Annotated in this window: 15 protein-coding genes and 6 tRNA genes; 15 read left to right on the top strand and 6 right to left on the bottom strand. The window is 49.6% G+C overall.

The window, feature by feature from the left end; all coding sequences use genetic code 11:
- Positions 1 to 35 precede the first annotated feature (35 nt).
- Positions 36 to 605 (bottom strand): thymidine kinase, encoded by a 570-nt coding sequence (locus KJS63_RS14500; RefSeq protein ID WP_213619762.1) that lies wholly within the window; start codon positions 603 to 605, stop codon positions 36 to 38.
- A gap of 175 nt (positions 606 to 780) precedes the next feature.
- Entirely contained in the window at positions 781 to 1,383 is a 603-nt protein-coding gene (locus KJS63_RS14495; RefSeq protein WP_213619761.1) for a sterol desaturase family protein, read from the bottom strand.
- A 265-nt stretch (positions 1,384 to 1,648) separates the two neighbouring features.
- On the opposite strand from KJS63_RS14495, the gene KJS63_RS14490 reads away from it, so the two are divergent.
- The 7 genes from KJS63_RS14490 to KJS63_RS14460 all read left to right on the top strand — a co-directional run bounded on the left by KJS63_RS14490 (position 1,649) and on the right by KJS63_RS14460 (position 9,644).
- Positions 1,649 to 2,839: an acyltransferase gene (locus KJS63_RS14490; protein WP_213619760.1), complete on the top strand. Its 1,191-nt coding sequence runs from the start codon at positions 1,649 to 1,651 to the stop codon at positions 2,837 to 2,839.
- Between the two features lie 327 nt (positions 2,840 to 3,166).
- Positions 3,167 to 4,306 carry a LolA family protein gene (locus tag KJS63_RS14485; protein WP_213619759.1) on the top strand — a complete coding sequence of 380 codons (1,140 nt, stop codon included), beginning with the start codon at positions 3,167 to 3,169 and terminating at the stop codon, positions 4,304 to 4,306.
- Positions 4,307 to 4,539: 233 nt separating this feature from the next.
- The gene (gene alr, locus KJS63_RS14480) at positions 4,540 to 5,736 is read left to right on the top strand and encodes an alanine racemase (RefSeq protein ID WP_213619758.1); all 1,197 of its coding nucleotides are present in this window, start codon (positions 4,540 to 4,542) and stop codon (positions 5,734 to 5,736) included.
- Between the two features lie 231 nt (positions 5,737 to 5,967).
- Positions 5,968 to 6,249 (top strand): CopG family ribbon-helix-helix protein, encoded by a 282-nt coding sequence (locus tag KJS63_RS14475; RefSeq protein WP_068615399.1) that lies wholly within the window; start codon positions 5,968 to 5,970, stop codon positions 6,247 to 6,249.
- Between the two features lie 3 nt (positions 6,250 to 6,252).
- On the top strand, positions 6,253 to 6,603 hold the full coding sequence (locus tag KJS63_RS14470) for a type II toxin-antitoxin system PemK/MazF family toxin (protein ID WP_068615401.1): 351 nt from the start codon (positions 6,253 to 6,255) through the stop codon (positions 6,601 to 6,603).
- 155 nt (positions 6,604 to 6,758) lie between these two features.
- The gene (locus KJS63_RS14465; protein WP_213620068.1) at positions 6,759 to 8,948 is read left to right on the top strand and encodes a Tex family protein; all 2,190 of its coding nucleotides are present in this window, start codon (positions 6,759 to 6,761) and stop codon (positions 8,946 to 8,948) included.
- Positions 8,949 to 9,065: 117 nt separating this feature from the next.
- Complete coding sequence (locus KJS63_RS14460) at positions 9,066 to 9,644, top strand: outer membrane protein assembly factor BamD (RefSeq protein WP_213619757.1); 579 nt, start codon at positions 9,066 to 9,068, stop codon at positions 9,642 to 9,644.
- Between the two features lie 254 nt (positions 9,645 to 9,898).
- Here KJS63_RS14460 and cmpA read toward each other — a convergent pair whose 3' ends face one another.
- Positions 9,899 to 10,033, bottom strand: a complete 135-nt coding sequence (cmpA, locus tag KJS63_RS14455) for a cortex morphogenetic protein CmpA (RefSeq protein ID WP_089153535.1) — start codon at positions 10,031 to 10,033, stop codon at positions 9,899 to 9,901.
- Between the two features lie 99 nt (positions 10,034 to 10,132).
- Positions 10,133 to 10,492, bottom strand: coding sequence for a hydrolase/acyltransferase (locus tag KJS63_RS14450; protein ID WP_213619756.1), 360 nt, complete (start codon positions 10,490 to 10,492; stop codon positions 10,133 to 10,135).
- 112 nt (positions 10,493 to 10,604) lie between these two features.
- Between KJS63_RS14450 and KJS63_RS14445 the strand changes: the two genes are divergently transcribed.
- The 4 genes from KJS63_RS14445 (at position 10,605) to KJS63_RS14430 (ending at position 11,850) form a co-directional block, all read left to right on the top strand.
- Positions 10,605 to 11,066 carry a SprT family protein gene (locus KJS63_RS14445; RefSeq protein WP_213619755.1) on the top strand — a complete coding sequence of 154 codons (462 nt, stop codon included), beginning with the start codon at positions 10,605 to 10,607 and terminating at the stop codon, positions 11,064 to 11,066.
- Positions 11,067 to 11,128: 62 nt separating this feature from the next.
- Positions 11,129 to 11,338 (top strand): hypothetical protein, encoded by a 210-nt coding sequence (locus KJS63_RS14440; protein WP_213619754.1) that lies wholly within the window; start codon positions 11,129 to 11,131, stop codon positions 11,336 to 11,338.
- A gap of 335 nt (positions 11,339 to 11,673) precedes the next feature.
- Positions 11,674 to 11,749, top strand: a tRNA-Asn gene (locus tag KJS63_RS14435).
- 9 nt (positions 11,750 to 11,758) lie between these two features.
- Positions 11,759 to 11,850: transfer RNA gene (locus tag KJS63_RS14430), tRNA-Ser, on the top strand.
- 282 nt (positions 11,851 to 12,132) lie between these two features.
- Here KJS63_RS14430 and KJS63_RS14425 read toward each other — a convergent pair.
- On the bottom strand, positions 12,133 to 13,683 hold the full coding sequence (locus KJS63_RS14425) for a catalase (RefSeq protein WP_213620067.1): 1,551 nt from the start codon (positions 13,681 to 13,683) through the stop codon (positions 12,133 to 12,135).
- A 222-nt stretch (positions 13,684 to 13,905) separates the two neighbouring features.
- Between KJS63_RS14425 and KJS63_RS14420 the strand changes: the two genes are divergently transcribed.
- From KJS63_RS14420 to KJS63_RS14405, 4 genes are all read left to right on the top strand, one after another.
- Positions 13,906 to 13,980 (top strand) — tRNA-Glu (locus KJS63_RS14420).
- A gap of 175 nt (positions 13,981 to 14,155) precedes the next feature.
- A tRNA-Lys gene (locus tag KJS63_RS14415) sits at positions 14,156 to 14,231 on the top strand.
- A gap of 13 nt (positions 14,232 to 14,244) precedes the next feature.
- A tRNA-Leu gene (locus tag KJS63_RS14410) sits at positions 14,245 to 14,327 on the top strand.
- Between the two features lie 176 nt (positions 14,328 to 14,503).
- Positions 14,504 to 14,586, top strand: a tRNA-Leu gene (locus KJS63_RS14405).
- A gap of 189 nt (positions 14,587 to 14,775) precedes the next feature.
- Here the strand turns inward: KJS63_RS14405 and KJS63_RS14400 are convergent.
- Entirely contained in the window at positions 14,776 to 16,122 is a 1,347-nt protein-coding gene (locus tag KJS63_RS14400) for an Nramp family divalent metal transporter (protein WP_082926809.1), read from the bottom strand.
- Positions 16,123 to 16,376 lie beyond the last annotated feature (254 nt).

Raw genomic sequence — 16,376 nt, 5'->3', positions numbered from 1 at the left:
GGAAGAACCCACCGGGCTCGGCGGGTTCTTTGGGATTACAGCGGTGGATTCGCATGGCATCTCCGGCATACTGGATAATAAGCCTCGTTTCCCCCGATTTGTATCTGCTCCCCGCTATATACGGGCTTGCCGTTCTCGACACGAAGGTTCATCGTGGCCTTGCGTTCGCAGAACCAGCAGATCGTCTTCATTTCTTCCAGCTTGTCCGCATAGATCAGCATCTGTTCACTGCCCTCAAACAGCCGGTTCTGGAAGTCATTCTTCAGCCCAAAGCCCATCACGGGCACATCCAGCTCATCCACAATCCGGGCAAGCTGCTGAATGCATTCTTTCTTCAGAAATTGGCATTCATCCACCAAAACGCAGTAAGGCTTGGGCTGGTGATTCTTCACCATGGTGAAAATGTCGGTATCATCATAGATCGGTATCGCTTCTCTACGCATGCCAACCCGGGAAGAGACGAATCCGATCTTATCCCTCGTATCGATGGCCGGAGTGAAGATCAGCACCGGCTTGTTCTGTTCCTCATAATTATGAGCCACCTTAAGAATCTCAATCGACTTGCCGCTGTTCATAGCGCCGTACTTGAAGTATAGCTGTGCCAAATCGCATGTTCCTTTCCCCGCTGACAAATATCTATATCAGCATAATCAACAGACTTGTCTTTCGTCAATGAGAAGTCAAGGAAGTCTGAATGAATATAAGAAAAAGCAGACTGCCCGAAAGAGCAGCTCTGCTTTTTTGTGATAAGCATGAATTTTACAGCTGGAACATCTCCGATCAATCCTTGGCTGCGATTGTTTTCTCAGACGGACCAGCCGGGGACTGGTCTGTTCCAAGCATCATATCCAGCGCTGGATTTGTCACGCCGAAATAATACTTCTCGTCTTTAAAATGATGCAGCAGGTGATACTTCTTCATCCATTTTCCCCAGCGGGTCCGCGGCGTAATCGGACGGTGGGAGACATAATGCACCCATTCATAGAGCAGATGGTAGAGAGCTACGCCAATCATCAGCGCACTGCCGAGATGAATGCTTTGCAAGGCCAGGCAGAAGATGACCCAGAACAGAAGATGTACAGGCACATTGTATGTATTGGGGGTCAGCATATTTTCGAAATCTTGGGGATTCTCATGGTGTTTGTCGTGCCCCTCATGCGCTTTGGGCATCATTCTTGATAACCACCCATGCAGAATGTAGCGGTGGGAGACGTATTCCGTGATGAAGAAGACCAGCAGCCCTCCAAGCATGGCAATCCACATCAAGGGACTATACGGTGTGATCACCGTGACAGCAGTATAGACGACAAGCATAAATGAAATGAACAGTACTCTTGAATCGGTGGCGAACTCTTTAAGGAGCAGCCGTTTCTTACTTTTCATATATTGGTTCCCCTCTCTCATAATAGAACGAGTCTTACATCTCCGTCCCATAAAAACTTCCATTACCTATAATAAATCACAATAGTTGATTTTTTGTCTACTCGACTAAAGTCCAGTGAGAGCCGTTTAGTTAGACAAATGGCTTTAATCTCATGCTTACAACCCTACTCCCATAGTGATAGATTCCCATTTGCGGGTTCTACCAGGTTATGATAGATTAATGATTTTTAAGTAAGAATAAAATTAATCAGATTAGGAGAGAGGCATGGCTCGTAAAAGTAAAGAGAGAATCCCGGAAATTGAACTGCTCCGGGCAATCGCATTTATAGGTGTCGTATTCCAGCATGCCGTTGCTCATTATGGCTACCTTCCCGGTGTCCAGCTTGCGGACGGAACATTGCTTGCACTGCTGGTCATTCTGTCCAAGTTTGCGGTCCCGGTGTTTATCTTCATAACTGGAATGGTCCTGTTCTATAATTATGATGGAGAGCTGGTCTACAGGTCATTTTTGAGTAAAAGACTTAAGGATATCGGGATTCCATTTCTAATATGGTCCCTCTTCTATATGGTCCTGAACCATGCTGTGCCCGGTGCGGTGTTTGGCGAAATTCTCGCAGCGGCAGAGCGCCTCGTGACAGGGAAATCCAGTTATCACCTGTGGTATGTGTTCATGATGATTCAGTTCTATTTGCTCTTCCCGCTCTTCCGGCGGATCGTTGTGAAGGGGGCCGGCCGGCTGCGGCCGGGAGCCCGCCCTTATGCTGTAGCTGCAGCAGGAGCCGCCTATCTTGGGCTTATGCTGCTGACTGGCATCATATCTGGAATGTTCACCAAGATGAATATTCCGGTGTTTACACCGCTCTTCACCACCTACGCGGACCGGAATGTGCTGTATTATTTATTTTATTTCCTGCTTGGTGCGGCAGCAGGGATGAACGTGCCATATTGGCAGCGATGGGTGGGGAGGGGACAAGGCATTTACTGGCCTGTTTTCATAGGAATGTCCGCTTATTTCTTCTACTACCTGGTTCAGGGGTTCCATAAGGATGACGGGATCCAGATCAGTTTTGGCGGAGTCGCCCTGCTGCAGCCGCTGATGGTCATCTATTTGACCAGCTCGATCTTTGTCCTGTACCGGGTGGCCACAGCCCTGAAGGCGGGAGCTCATCCGATCGTGCTGCGGGTCTTGACCGGGGTCGGTATGCTCTCGTATGGGGCTTATCTCATGCATGCAGGAGTGCTTCGTTTGGCTTATATCGTTGAAGGCAGTTTGTTTGCAGGGTCCGGTGCTGCGGTTAGGACCTTGGCAGCTGCCGTGCTGTGTCTGGCGATGTGCTGCATGTTTACATGGGCCCTAGCCCGTCTTCCTATAGGCAAATGGCTTGTGGGTGTGCGGATTGCCACGCGGACTAGGCAGCCTTCTAAGGCCTCGGGCAAATCCGGGGCTACGATGTAAGCCGGGCTTGTCCTGTGAAGATCAGTCTGCTCGTTTTGCACATCCACATTATAATTGGGGACAGCAGTTGGTTGAGGGTACACAGCGCATAGTAGAGAGACGTTTTTTGCGTCTGTCCGAACAGCTTCCCGTCCAGCTTGATCTTAATTTAGCGGCGGAGACCTAAATTAACCCTCCGTTTGATATGAGGAGGCCCTTCCGGGGCCTCTTTTTCTATTCCCGATGCCCTTGTTCCAGCTTGTCAAACATGTCCGCATAATCGTCCAAGTTCCCTCATAGACATGTATCAAGATTAGGAAAATTCATATGTGCTAAGGGGATGATACCATGCGTCGAATCACATGGGTGCTTACCATTGTGATAGCTTTCAGCATGCTGCTGGCCGCTTGCGGAAAGAAGGATTCTGCTGATGTTGTCAAGGACCTGGATCAGGTCGTGACCAAGATGGAGAGTTATGAAGGTTCGGGGACGATGACCCTTCACACGGGTGACAAGCCCCAGGAATACCGGGTGGAAGTATGGTATCAGAACCCATCTTATTACCGGATTGCGCTGACAAACGCCCAGAAGGACATCACTCAGATCGTTCTGCGCAACGACCAGGGGGTGTACGTCCTTACTCCAAGTCTCGGCAAGAGCTTCCGCTTCCAAAGCGACTGGCCTGAGAATCAGGGGCAGGTGTACCTTTACCAGACTCTTGTACGCAGTATCTTGAATGATACCTCCCGCCAATTTGTAGCGGATAAGAACAGTTATGTATTTGATGTGGCAGCGAATTATAACACCCAGACTCTGGTCCGTCAGAAAATTTGGCTCAGCAAAAAGAATTATGCGCCAGAGCAGGTACAGGTCTCGGATTCCAATGCGAATGTGGTCGTGGAGGTCAAGTTCGACAAGTTCAAATTTGATGCGGCTTTTGATAAGAAGTCCTTTGATATGCAGCAAAATTTGAATGCTTCATCTCCAAATTCCAAGGGGACGGTACTCGAAGTGGATGAGAATGGACGGCTTGTGGAGAAGGTGCCTGGTGAGGGACAGAGTTCGGTTAAGGATGGGGAGGCAGCAAAGGATGGGGAAGGAGCGGATGGGAAGGAAACTTCCAAAGCGCCTGCTCTAGACGAGACATTCGGGGTTATTATGCCAACTTATATGCCTGAAGGCGTCTCGAAGAAAGAAGAGAAGGTTGTGGAAGGAAGTCTGAACAGTGCCGTCCTGCTCCGATATGATGGAACCTATCAATATACGCTGACCGAAGCGAGAGCTCTTGATAAGGCGGTTTCCCTGGCAGCTGGGGGCAAAATGGTTGATCTCGGTTTCACAGTAGGCTATTTGACCGGCGCTGACCAGGCGACTCAGACTCTGATTTGGACAGTGGACGGACTGGAATTTAATCTGACCAGTGATAACCTGCCGGTGAACGAAATGATAAAAGTTGCCGCTTCTATGCAGGAACAATCGGGTAAATAATAGGGGATAGGCGGATAACGGCTGCCGTGGAGCATAAGCTCCCTCTTGGCACACCGTCTATCCGCTGTCTTTTTTTTCTGCCGGACGCGGTATAAGGTATATGTTCTCTACAGACAAGGCGGATTTATTTGCATAAAAAGGTTTCTCTATCGCAATTGACAGCCACTTCCCGGACCGATAACATTAGTTTATTACAGGAGTGGATTTTTCAAACTTTAGAGAAGGTGACCTCATTGCAAGTAAACTATCGACCCACCCGAGCTGAGATTAATTTGGACGCACTCGAGGCCAATTATAAGGCATTCCGTCAGGCCCTGCCGGAAGGTATGAAGCTTCTGGCCTGTGTCAAAGCTAATGCTTATGGTCATGGCGCTGTCCAGGTTGCCAAGGAAATGGAGCGTCTGGGCGCCGATTATTTAAGTGTGGCGTTTCTGGATGAAGCTTTGGAGCTTCGGCAGGCAGGCGTTCGTACGCCGATTCTGGTACTTGGATATGTGCCCCCGCATGGAGTGCGTCCTGCTTGGGAGAACGATGTAACAATAACCTTGTTCAGTGATGAAGTGCTGGAGGCCATTCAGGAACTGAGCTCCTCAGGCATCCGGGGCAAGCTGAAGGTCCACATTAAGGTGGATTCCGGAATGGGGCGGCTTGGACTTCTGCCAGGCGAGAAGCTGATGCAGTTCATCCGCGATACCATGGCCGTTCCGCATGTCGAAGTGGAGGGCATGTTTACCCACTTTGCAACGGCAGACGAGGAAGATAAGACCTATACACTGGAGCAGTACCGACGTTTTCAGGGCGCATGTGAGGCGCTGAGGGATCACGGTTATCAAATCCCGATTATACATACGGGTAATAGTGCTGTTGCTGTAGATATGCCGCAGATTTCCTGCGATATGGTTCGTATAGGCATTTCGATATACGGACTTTATCCGTCAGCTGAAGTCGGACAGTCGAAGGTGAAGCTCAGCCCGGTATTGACGCTGAAAACTCAGGTTGTATTTGTGAAGACACTGCCCGCGCATTCGGGCATCAGTTATGGCATTCGTTACACAACCGTAAGCGAGGAGAGAATAGGCACGCTGCCCATCGGGTATGCGGACGGTTACTCCCGTATGCTTACAGGCAAAGCGCAGGTTCTAATCCGCGGACGCCGCGTGCCTGTCGTGGGAACGATTTGTATGGACCAGTGTATGGTATCATTGCAGTCTTTTGCCGGGATGGCAGAGGAAATCCAAGCTGGAGAAGAGGTTGTCCTTATCGGCAGTCAGGACGGAGAGACCATTGCCGCCGACGAGCTGGCTTCCGCGCTCGGTACCATTCACTATGAGATCATCTGCATGCTGGCTCATCGCATACCAAGGTTTTACATGCGCTCCGGATCTGTGGAGCTCGTTGTAAATCCGCTGCTTGAATCAGGACTGAGCTGATTTACACCCCAAATTTTTTTACCGTTATGAAGGAATTAGGCGAAATCTCCCGAATATAACAAGTATCTGGAAATTGGCAAATGCTATGTACGCCATAGTTGTTTTTCGTTTATAATGGAATGCAGCATACTTGATATACAGGGAGCATATATTTCTTTGTATAAATTTCCTCGGATAATGATATACTTGTCCTAGGGAGTAAGGTCGAAAGGTTTGTGGGGGTGTAAGTAATTGGCCAATATGCAGAACACGAAAAGAATCATGATCAGCTTGCCGGATTATCTCCTGCAGGAAGTGGATGGCATCGTTGCGCTGGAGAATTCCAACCGCAGTGAACTGATTAGGCAGGCAATGAAGCTCTATTTGAACGAACGGAAGAAGCGTTACATCCGGGAGTCCATGCAGCGCGGTTATATGGAGATGGCGAAGATTAACCTGACCATGGCCTCTGAAGCGTTTCATGCGGAGGAAGATGCGGACAGCACTCTGGATCGGCTAGTAAGCGGGGTGTGAACATTGATCGTAAAGCGCGGTGATGTATTTTTTGCCGATCTCTCGCCTGTTGTCGGTTCCGAGCAGGGAGGGGTAAGACCGGTGCTTATTATCCAGAACGATATTGGGAACCGTTTTAGCCCAACGGCTATTGTTGCTGCCATCACGGCTCAAATTCAAAAAGCGAAGCTGCCTACGCATGTTGAGATTGATGCAGCTACGCATGGCTTTGACCGGGATTCCGTTATTCTGCTGGAGCAGATACGGACCATTGACAAGCAGAGATTGACCGACAAGATCACCCACCTCGACGAAGAAACGATGAAGAAGGTGGATGAGTCACTGCTTATCAGTGTGGGACTGATTGATTTCTAAACTTTAACAGATAATGATAAGAGGTGCGCCAAGGAGACTTAGGCGCATTTTTTATTTGGGTATCAGGTTGCTGGCAATATAGGCTGAAGTTTGTGATAATAAGTTACATATAGGAAGAGAAAGAGGGATTGGATTTGTCTGAGAAGGAAATTGTGATGGAAGCAGCACCACAGGAGACACTTGCGGAAGAGCAGGAACGCATCGTCAAGCAAATTGCGAAGGAACTGCAAATTTCCGTCAAACAAATACGCACGACCATAGATCTGCTTGGCGAGGGGAATACGATTCCCTTCATCGCAAGGTACCGGAAGGAAATGACCGGGGAACTGGACGAGAACCAGCTTCGGGATATTGAAGAGCGGGCGGCGTACCTTCGGGGGCTTGAGGAGCGCAAGCGTGAAGTGATCCGGATTATTGAGGAGCAGGGCAAACTCACGAAGGAGCTGGCATCCGCCATCAAGCAGGCAGCCAAGCTGCAGGAAGTGGAGGACCTGTACCGTCCATACCGGCAAAAGCGGAAAACCCGCGCAAGCGTAGCCAAGGAGAAAGGGCTTGAGCCACTCGCGGAATGGCTGCTCTCCCAGCCGAAGAATGGTGAGTTGCTCAAGGAAGCTGTCAATTACATCAATGCGGACAAGGGCGTGGAATCTGCCGAAGAAGCGGCTCAGGGCGCGATGGATATCGTGGCCGAAATGCTGGCGGATGATGCGGCGATCCGGGCCTGGGTGCGTCGGTATACGCTGGATCACGGCATGATTGACTCTGTGGCTAAGGATGCGGAGCAGGAATCCGTATATGAAATGTACTACAGCTACCGGGAGCTGGCGAAGAAAATGCCGCCGCACCGGATTCTGGCTATCAACCGCGGGGAGCGGGAGAACGTGCTGAAGGTGTCGCTGGACGTTCCGTCTGAACCGGTTCACAAGTATATGGCCGGTCAGATTATTAAAGGCTCCTCTCCGGTGGAAGCCTCGCTTCATGCCGTGATTGAGGATGCCTACAAGCGTCTGATCGCGCCATCTATTGAGCGTGAAGTCAGAGCCGAATTGACCGAGAAGGCGGAGAATCAGGCCATCTCGATCTTCTCCGGCAATCTGCGCAGCCTGCTGCTGCAGCCGCCGGTGAAGGGCAAGATGGTCCTGGGCGTAGACCCCGCCTACCGGACAGGCTGCAAGCTTGCCGCGATTGATGACACCGGCAAGCTGCTGGAGGTGGCGGTGACCTATCCGACACCGCCGCACAACAAGAAGCGCGAAGCTGCGGCCAAATTCAACGAGCTGATCGATACCTATGGCATCGAGCTCATTGTAATCGGCAACGGCACCGCTTCGCGCGAGACCGAGCAGTTCGTCGCCGAGGTTATCGCCGAACGCGGGGACCGGGACCTCGCTTACCTGATCGTCAGCGAGGCCGGAGCAAGTGTCTACTCCGCGTCGAAGCTCGCGGCCGAGGAGTTCCCGGATCTTGACGTCGCCGAGCGCAGCGCGGTCTCGATCGCCCGCAGGCTGCAGGACCCGCTTGCTGAGCTCGTCAAGATTGACCCTAAGGCGATCGGCGTTGGCCAGTACCAGCATGATGTCTCCCAGAAACATCTGGAGGAGAGCCTTAAAGCGGTGGTGGAGTCCGCCGTTAACCATGTCGGCGTGGATGTGAACACAGCCTCGCCGTCCCTGCTGTCCTACGTGTCCGGGGTCAATGCGACCACGGCCAAGAATATTGTGAAGTTCCGGGAGGAGAACGGAAAATTCACCAGCCGCAAGCAGCTTCAGAAGGTGCCGCGGCTTGGGGCGAAGACGTTCGAGCAGTGTGTAGGCTTCATGCGGATTCCAGGAGGTACTGACCCGCTCGACAGTACACCGATCCACCCGGAATCATACGCGGTGGTGAATCGGCTGCTTAAGGAGCTCCAGATTGAGCCTGGGCAGCTGGGTTCTAAGGAAGCAGCGGCGCGTCTTGCCAGTCTTGAGGTCGAGAAGATGGCTGAGAGCCTTGGCGTGGGTGTGCCAACGCTGAAGGATATTATCGACAGTCTTCAGCGTCCTGGCCGCGATCCCCGTGAGGAGCTGCCCCTGCCGATCTTCCGGACGGACGTCCTGAAGATCGAGGATCTTGCGCCAGGCATGAAGCTTCAAGGAACGGTGCGCAACGTGATCGACTTCGGAGCTTTTGTGGACATCGGCATCAAGAGTGATGGACTGGTTCACATTTCCCAGCTGAGCAGCGGGTATGTGAAGCATCCGATGGATGTGGTCTCGGTAGGAGACAACGTCACGGTATGGGTGCTGAATGTGGATGTGAAAAAAGGCCGCGTAGGCTTGACGATGCGCGACCCTGAGAAGAATTAATTAAAACAAGAACGAATCCGCGACCGGGTTCGTTCTTTTTATATGGATTTTTTTGGTGGAAACGGATATTATGGTCCATGTGTGACTATTTAGAGTTAGGTTGAAGGGGATAATTACATGCTGAAGAGGGTAGGTTTGTGGGTAACGGCAGCTGTGCTGATCACAGATCTGCTAACAGGCTGTGAGAGTAAAGCGGATAGGCAAGCCGATGAGCTTTACAAGAAGGGAGAGGTGTATTTTACACAGGGGAAATTGGAACAGGCTATTCAGACATACGAGCAAGTACTCAAGTTGAAAGAGAGTTCCTTGGTCAGCGACAGGTTGAAGGAAGCGGAAGCAGAGAAAAAGGCAGTGGATCTGGTCCGAAGTTTTCAGGATGAGCTTGGCACCATATCGGCTCATATCAACAGCGTATCGAGCTCTGATGAGATTATGGAACTTCTAGAACCTATACGGAGCATAACTACAGAGCTTGATTTGTATGAAACTAACAAGGACACGGAGATAGCAGGGTTTATCAAAGAACTACAAAGTAACCCGGAATATCAGCTCTTTACTAAGGACTATGTTAGCGGAGCGACGATCCGACCACTTATATATGAAGATGCAATTATTGTTAATTCCAAAATATTCAGGGTGAAAATCATTGTTGACGATCTGCGGGAACTTGAGTTGCCGAAGAAGTATACAACGTAAAAGCAGCTGAAATACATATCTTTGGTAAAAAAGCGGTCCAAGCGGTTGTTGGGACAGCTTTTCTCGTATGTCCCTATATATCCCCTATTAATGCATGAGCATAAAATTCAGCCTAGGCCTTGCATTCTCTGAATGAAAAATATGATGTGTGTCTGGCCAGTTTCTTATGGATTACAGTTTTTTTCTTGGTCTTGTGAATACAAAAAGAAGCTATCCGCTGCCCTCAGGGCTTTGGATAGCTTCTGTCTTGATGATCACAGCTGACCTGCTTTGGGGTTGTTATCAGAGCGGTTGTAATAGAAGAACCAGCATTCATTCAGCAGCCGGATCTGACGACGGTCCTTTTTGTTAAATGCACGCATGATTTGATTGCAGAGCCATTTAGGCAAAAGGCTCACCCTCCTGTCGATTCCCTGTTAATATGCTTAGCATATGGGGAAAAGCCTGGAAGTGTGCAGGTCCCACACGTATTTTGCACGGGTTATGAATTATAGAAGCTGTTCGGCTTCCTCCTCATACCATTGCTCAAGCTGAGCTTGAAGCGCACGGATTTCCGTAAGCAGGGAAATCAGGGGATAGCTGGACTCCTCAATCGCGGAGAAAGCAGCTTCAAGTGCATTAATGTACGCTAAGCCTCCGGTAATCTGATGGGTTTCTTCTAGCAGGTCGAGCCGGTCGCATTCTGCTACAGCTCTAGGAAGTGCGGGAACGCTAGCTGCGGTCAGCTTGGCGATTTCCTTGTGCAATCTGAGGTTCAGCGCGCTGAGCTGGTAGGCATAATCGGCTGGCATTTCCACGAACTGCAATTCATGATTTAATTGTAAAATGACATATCGCATAGTCGGCATAGATCGGTGTGCTCCCTCCAAGTGATTCCTACTTGACAGTGTAGCGTAACAAGAAGTTAAAATTCAAGTGTGCATTGCTGACCTGTCTCAAGGTCCGAAAGGAGAATCCAAGTTGACGAATCAAGAGCTTCAAGATTGGGTGGAAAGAATATCTCTTGCCAGCTTCGGCGTGCCGTTTCGGCACAAGGCCTCATTTAATTCCAGACTAAAAACCACGGGCGGAAGATACTTCATGCGAACGCATGATATTGAGATTAACCCTCATCAGCTTGAAGCTTTTGGCCCAGAAGAAGTGGAGAAGATCATTAAACATGAACTGTGCCACTATCATCTTCACCTGGCGGGCAGAGGTTACCAGCACAAGGATGCGGATTTCAAGATGCTGCTTAGGCAAGTGGATGGAAGCCGTTACTGCCAGTCCCTGCCGGGGAATTCAGGCCGCAGAACGCTGCCATATCGCTACAAGCTGGTATGCACCCAGTGCGAAATGGAATATCTGCGTAAACGCAAAGTGGACCCGAAGCGATACCGATGCGGCCGATGCTCAGGCAGCTTGAAGATGGGAGTAATTTGATCAGATGGACACATCAGATTTCTGTTATACTGGAGTTAATACAACTGAAGGAGAGGATTGCAATGGCGAAATCAAGTGCTAAGAAGCACCGGGATAAGCTGGCCCGGGAAGGAAGACGGAATCCGGAAGCAGGCCGCAGCCCGTTTGCTTTTGCGGATATGAGAACAAGGAAGACAAAGACTAAACAGGAAATTAAATATTTGATCAAACACAAGAACCGAATTTCCGCAGGTGGAGATGATGGTTCTTTTTATTTGTACATAACTTCGTAATCATAAGTGGGCATGTCTGACATATACATAGAAACGGGAACGTAAAAGGAACTAACCTGGGGAGAGGAGAGCCGGTCCGAAGGAGTATTAAGCGGCATGGAGGCGAGGCACATGAGTGCTGAACTGCTCATTCAACTGCTGGTGCTCATCATTATGATTATCGGGCTGGATCGCCACAGAAAGGATTCCTGATGTTTCCAATCCAAAGACCTGGCCAAGCGGCCGGGTCTTTCCATGTTATTGGAGGTACCCAATATTTACAAACACAAAATTCATTAGGTGAACTTGACTTGGATGCGCTGACATGATAAATTAATTGGTACATACAATATTGTTCCCTGATAGCTCAGTTGGTAGAGCACTCGACTGTTAATCGAGTTGTCACAGGTTCGAGTCCTGTTCGGGGAGCCATTTTTATTTGGAGAGATACCCAAGTGGCTATAAGGGGACCCTCTGCTAAGGGGTTAGACTGCGTAAGTGGTGCGAGGGTTCGAATCCCTCTCTCTCCGCCATAATTCTAATAATGACACGGGGACTTCTGATTACCAGAAGTCCCCGTTTTTGTTGTGTGTAGAGTGGTGAGATTAAGGCCTCAGGCTTAAGAAAAGCTCTCATGGTGCTGTATAGTGTACACAAAAGGCCACTTCTTAAGGAAAGTGGCCTCTTTATAGTGCTGTGCAGTCACTTTGTAGTGTCTGTACAGCCTCTTAGTGTTTGTGTATTTACTTTGTAGTGTTCGCGCTGTCGCTTCATAGTATCCGTGAGGCCTCTTCGTGTCCGGTGCAGTCACATCGCTAGTACGGCTCTGCCTGATGGCCTTCCTGTTCAGCCTGCTGCACGGCCTGATCCGAGGCTTCTGTGCTCAATCGTCCGCCAGTCACTTGGCCCCGCACCGCTTCTAACCCGTCAGCCACACGGCGGCCATACTCCTGATCGGCCTCGGTGAAGTATTGGATCATCTGGTTCTGGATGTGGGGCTTGCACAGCTGCAGATTGGCTACAAGATTTCGGATGAGCTCATCTTGTTCCCAAGGCTCAAATTGTCTATATGTTTCGCCGGCTTGACCGAAATCATTGGGACGTTCAATCTTTTGCCGGGTAAGCCTGTCGTTGTATCTTGGCTCATGGTCCTTGCCCTTCTTAGGAGCTTCAATTAATCCGCCAAGGGAGGACGGCTCGTAATTGACATGCGGGTTCTGACCCGGAGCTAAGTCGACATGGTACTGCATCTGTCCGCCTCTCTGATTCGTGGCCACGGCTTTACGCGGCGCGTTAATCGGCAGTTGGAGATAGTTGGTGCCAACTCGGTGTCTTTGAGTATCAGAGTAGGAGAAGGTGCGTCCCTGCAGCAATTTATCATCGGAGAAATCCAGCCCGTCCACAAGTACGCCGGTACCAAAAGCGGCCTGCTCCACCTCACCGAAATAATCCTGAGGATTCTTGTTCAGGACCAGCTTACCTACCGGAAGAAAAGGGAACCTGTCGGTTGGCCATAGCTTGGTAGGGTCAAGCGGGTCGAAGTCGAGCTCAGGATGCTCGTCATCACTCATAATCTGCACGTTTAATTCCCACTCGGGATAATCACCGCGTTCAATAGCCTCATATAAGTCTTGAGTTGCGTGTTCTGTAGTTTTGGACTGAATTTTATCGGCTTCCTGTTGAAGAAGGTTCTTGATGCCCTGCTTCAGTGGTTCCCAATGGTATTTGACTAGTACGGCCTCGCCTTCCTGATTAACCCACTTGTAGGTGTTTACCCCCGAGCCTTGCATCTGACGATAATTTGCAGGGATTCCCCATGGAGAGAACAAAAAGGTAACCATGTGAGTGGCTTCCGGGCTTTGGGAAAGGAAATCAAACATCCGCTCAGGATCGTTCAGATTGGTCACCGGATCCGGACGAAAGGCCTGTACCATATCGGGAAACTTAAGGGGATCGCGGATAAAGAAAATTTTCAGATTGTTGCCTACCAGGTCCCAGTTCCCATCCTCCGTATAAAATTTAATGGCAAAACCCCTCGGATCACGCAGCGTTTCGGAGGAATGTCCCCCGTGGACCACTGTAGAGAATCGCACAAATACAGGTGTTGTTTTGCCTGGCTCCTGGAAGAGCTTGGCGCGTGTATATTTAGCAACTGGCTCATCGCCAACCTTGCCATATGTCTCAAAGTAACCGTGGGCACCGGCTCCACGGGCATGCACGACCCGCTCGGGGATTTTGCCACGGTCGAAATGGGAAATTTTCTCAAGGAAATGATAATTCTCCAAGGTTATCGGTCCTCGGCTGCCGACGGTACGTACATTCTGATTGTCTGTTATCGGATGTCCTTGGCGATCGGTCAGAGTCATTTCTAACGGATCACGTGTCTCATTGCTGGAATCTGGATTCAATGTTTTCACTCCTTATGATATTCAGTCTCGGCTGCACTATTATTTCCACCCAATCTAGGTTTATCCAGTCATTCTGGGGCAGGGGAGAGTGTGTATAAAAAATTAAAAAAAGTGCTTGTCAGCTTGTTTTGTTTTTGCTATACTCATTTTTGTTGTCACATTGAAGACATCATCAAGCACGGCCCGTTGGTCAAGGGGTTAAGACACCTCCCTTTCACGGAGGTAACAGGGGTTCGAATCCCCTACGGGTCACCACTTTCATTAAACAGCTTCAAGTGGGGATAAGAACCCATCAGGGTTCGTCGGAGCATCAGCTTCGTTAGCATTTGCACCGCAGTCTCGTTCGCAGAACGAGTACCCCTACGGGTCACTTTCTTAAACACTCCGATATGGGGATGAGAACCCATAAGGGTTCGCCTGTTCAAATTGAGAGCCATTAGCTCAGTTGGTAGAGCACCTGACTTTTAATCAGGGTGTCGAAGGTTCGAGTCCTTCATGGCTCACCATTTAACTTTATATGCGGTCGTGGTGGAATGGCAGACACGCTATCTTGAGGGGGTAGTGGGCGTACGCCCGTGGAGGTTCGAGTCCTCTCGACCGCATAGAGCAAGAGAGATCCTGTTAGGGATCTCTTTTCGTTTATTTATTGACCTTTATTTAGCGATTGGACTAAGGCGATTTTCGTTTTTTAATCTGTGATTAATTTCCACTTTACAATTCAGCTTTGTATCTATATAATATAAAATGTTCGCTTGAAAAATAGTGATTCAACCCACGAGCGGTCGTGGTGGAATGGCAGACACGCTATCTTGAGGGGGTAGTGGGTGTATACCCGTGGAGGTTCGAGTCCTCTCGACCGCATAACAGCTAAAGAAGAGAACAGTCGCTCTGTTGAACAGAGAGGCTGTTCTTTTTTTGCGTTAATAAAAAAAGCTTCCATACTCACGAGAGGTTAATTTAGTCGGATGCCGCCAATTGTTGATGCTGACGGTTTGAACTAAGTATTCTTTTCCCTCAGTGATCTATGGAAGCTGAATGAAAATGCAGCAATTAGGAAATAGTCTGAATAAGCAGGAATAAGTTTAGTGCAATAATAATGGCTGTAACTGTCCAGGCCAGAATGTTAATCCATGTCTTGTTGGCGAATTCGCCCATTTTGGTCTTGCTGCCGGTGAATTTCACAAGCGGAACCACTGCAAATGGCAGCTGCAGGGACAAGATGACCTGACTGAAGATCAACAAGTCCTGTACTCCGGAATCACCGTACAGAGCGGTAACAATGACAGCCGGCACTATGGCGATCAGCCTGGTGATCAGACGCCGGAGCCAAGGCTTCAGCCGAAGGTTGATGAATCCTTCCATGACGATCTGACCCGCAAGTGTACCTGTTAACGTTGAGTTCTGTCCTGAAGCGAGCAGAGCTACTGCAAACATCACACTTCCAAGCGTTGTTCCCACAATAGGTGTCAGAAGATGGTAGGCATCCCCGATGTCTGTAACCTCCGTGAGCCCACTGGAATGAAAAGCGGCCGCAGATACGATCAGGATCGCTGAGTTGATAAATAGAGCAAAGGTCAAAGCAATTGTGGAGTCCCACGTCATATATTTAATCGCTTGGCGTTTCCCTATCTGTGACTGGTCGAACTGGCGCGTCTGAACGATGGAGGAGTGCAGGTACAGATTATGCGGCATGACGGTAGCCCCCAGTATGGCAATGGCGACATACAGCATTTGCGGATTGCTGATGATCTCACTGCTTGGGATGTATCCGCTAAGCACACTTCCCATGTCGGGACCTGTCAGGAACAGGTCAATCCCGAAGCAGACGGCAATCGTGGCAATAAGCACGATGATGAGCATCTCGAGAAACCGGAATCCCTTGTTCTGCAGAATTAAGATAAGCAGCACATCCACCGCGGTGATGATCACACCGTAGATCAGGGGCAGGCCGAACAGCAGGTTGAGCGCAATAGCTGTGCCGATAACCTCAGCAAGATCGCATGCAGCGATGGCAAGCTCACAGAGAATCCAGAGCAGGTACACAACGGGCTTTGAATAGCTGTCCCTGCAGGCTTGAGCCAAGTCCCTCCCTGTCACAATGCCAAGCTTGCCGGCAAGGGACTGAAGGAGCACTGCCATCAGATTCGAGATTAGAATTACAGCAAGCAGCGTATAGCCGAACCGGGACCCGCCTTCAATATCTGTAGCCCAGTTGCCGGGATCCATATATCCGACGGCCACCATGTATCCAGGACCTGCAAATGCCAGGAACTTCTTGAACCAGTTGGCGTTCTTGGGAATCCGAAGGGAGCGGTGCGCCTCCGGAAGTGACGGGAGCCCCTGCTGAGATCTCCAGCCAGGCAGCCTTCCGGCTATATTTTCTTGAATCTCTTCCATAGGAATCACACCTTTATTAGTAAATTTTGTTTTGATGATTTTATCTTTCACCCATATTGTACACCTACAATAGTTTTTGTCTAGGGAAACTTTTTGGCGGAAACGCTTTATCTGAAAAAATATTTTTTTGTACTGTCGAATTTTTGACCAGGCTTTTGACCGATATTCATATGTATGCCACCCTTGGTTAAAAGGCTACTTGCTTCATGCGCAATTTAGGTCAACTATGCGGCTACCTGACGGTTTATATTCAT

This window comes from Paenibacillus sp. J22TS3 (assembly GCF_018403205.1).
GTDB lineage: Bacteria > Bacillota > Bacilli > Paenibacillales > Paenibacillaceae > Fontibacillus > Fontibacillus tuaregi.
This window is presented reverse-complemented; position numbering and strand designations above follow the sequence as displayed.

Coding starts and splice junctions, on each gene's coding strand:
- KJS63_RS14495 (WP_213619761.1), bottom strand. CDS start 1,383: ATGAAAAGTAAGAAACGGCTGCTCCTTAAAGAGTTCGCCACCGATTCA.
- KJS63_RS14490 (WP_213619760.1), top strand. CDS start 1,649: ATGGCTCGTAAAAGTAAAGAGAGAATCCCGGAAATTGAACTGCTCCGG.
- KJS63_RS14485 (WP_213619759.1), top strand. CDS start 3,167: ATGCGTCGAATCACATGGGTGCTTACCATTGTGATAGCTTTCAGCATG.
- KJS63_RS14465 (WP_213620068.1), top strand. CDS start 6,759: ATGGAAGCAGCACCACAGGAGACACTTGCGGAAGAGCAGGAACGCATC.
- KJS63_RS14460 (WP_213619757.1), top strand. CDS start 9,066: ATGCTGAAGAGGGTAGGTTTGTGGGTAACGGCAGCTGTGCTGATCACA.
- KJS63_RS14450 (WP_213619756.1), bottom strand. CDS start 10,492: ATGCCGACTATGCGATATGTCATTTTACAATTAAATCATGAATTGCAG.
- KJS63_RS14440 (WP_213619754.1), top strand. CDS start 11,129: ATGGCGAAATCAAGTGCTAAGAAGCACCGGGATAAGCTGGCCCGGGAA.
- KJS63_RS14425 (WP_213620067.1), bottom strand. CDS start 13,683: ATGACTCTGACCGATCGCCAAGGACATCCGATAACAGACAATCAGAAT.
- KJS63_RS14400 (WP_082926809.1), bottom strand. CDS start 16,122: ATGGAAGAGATTCAAGAAAATATAGCCGGAAGGCTGCCTGGCTGGAGA.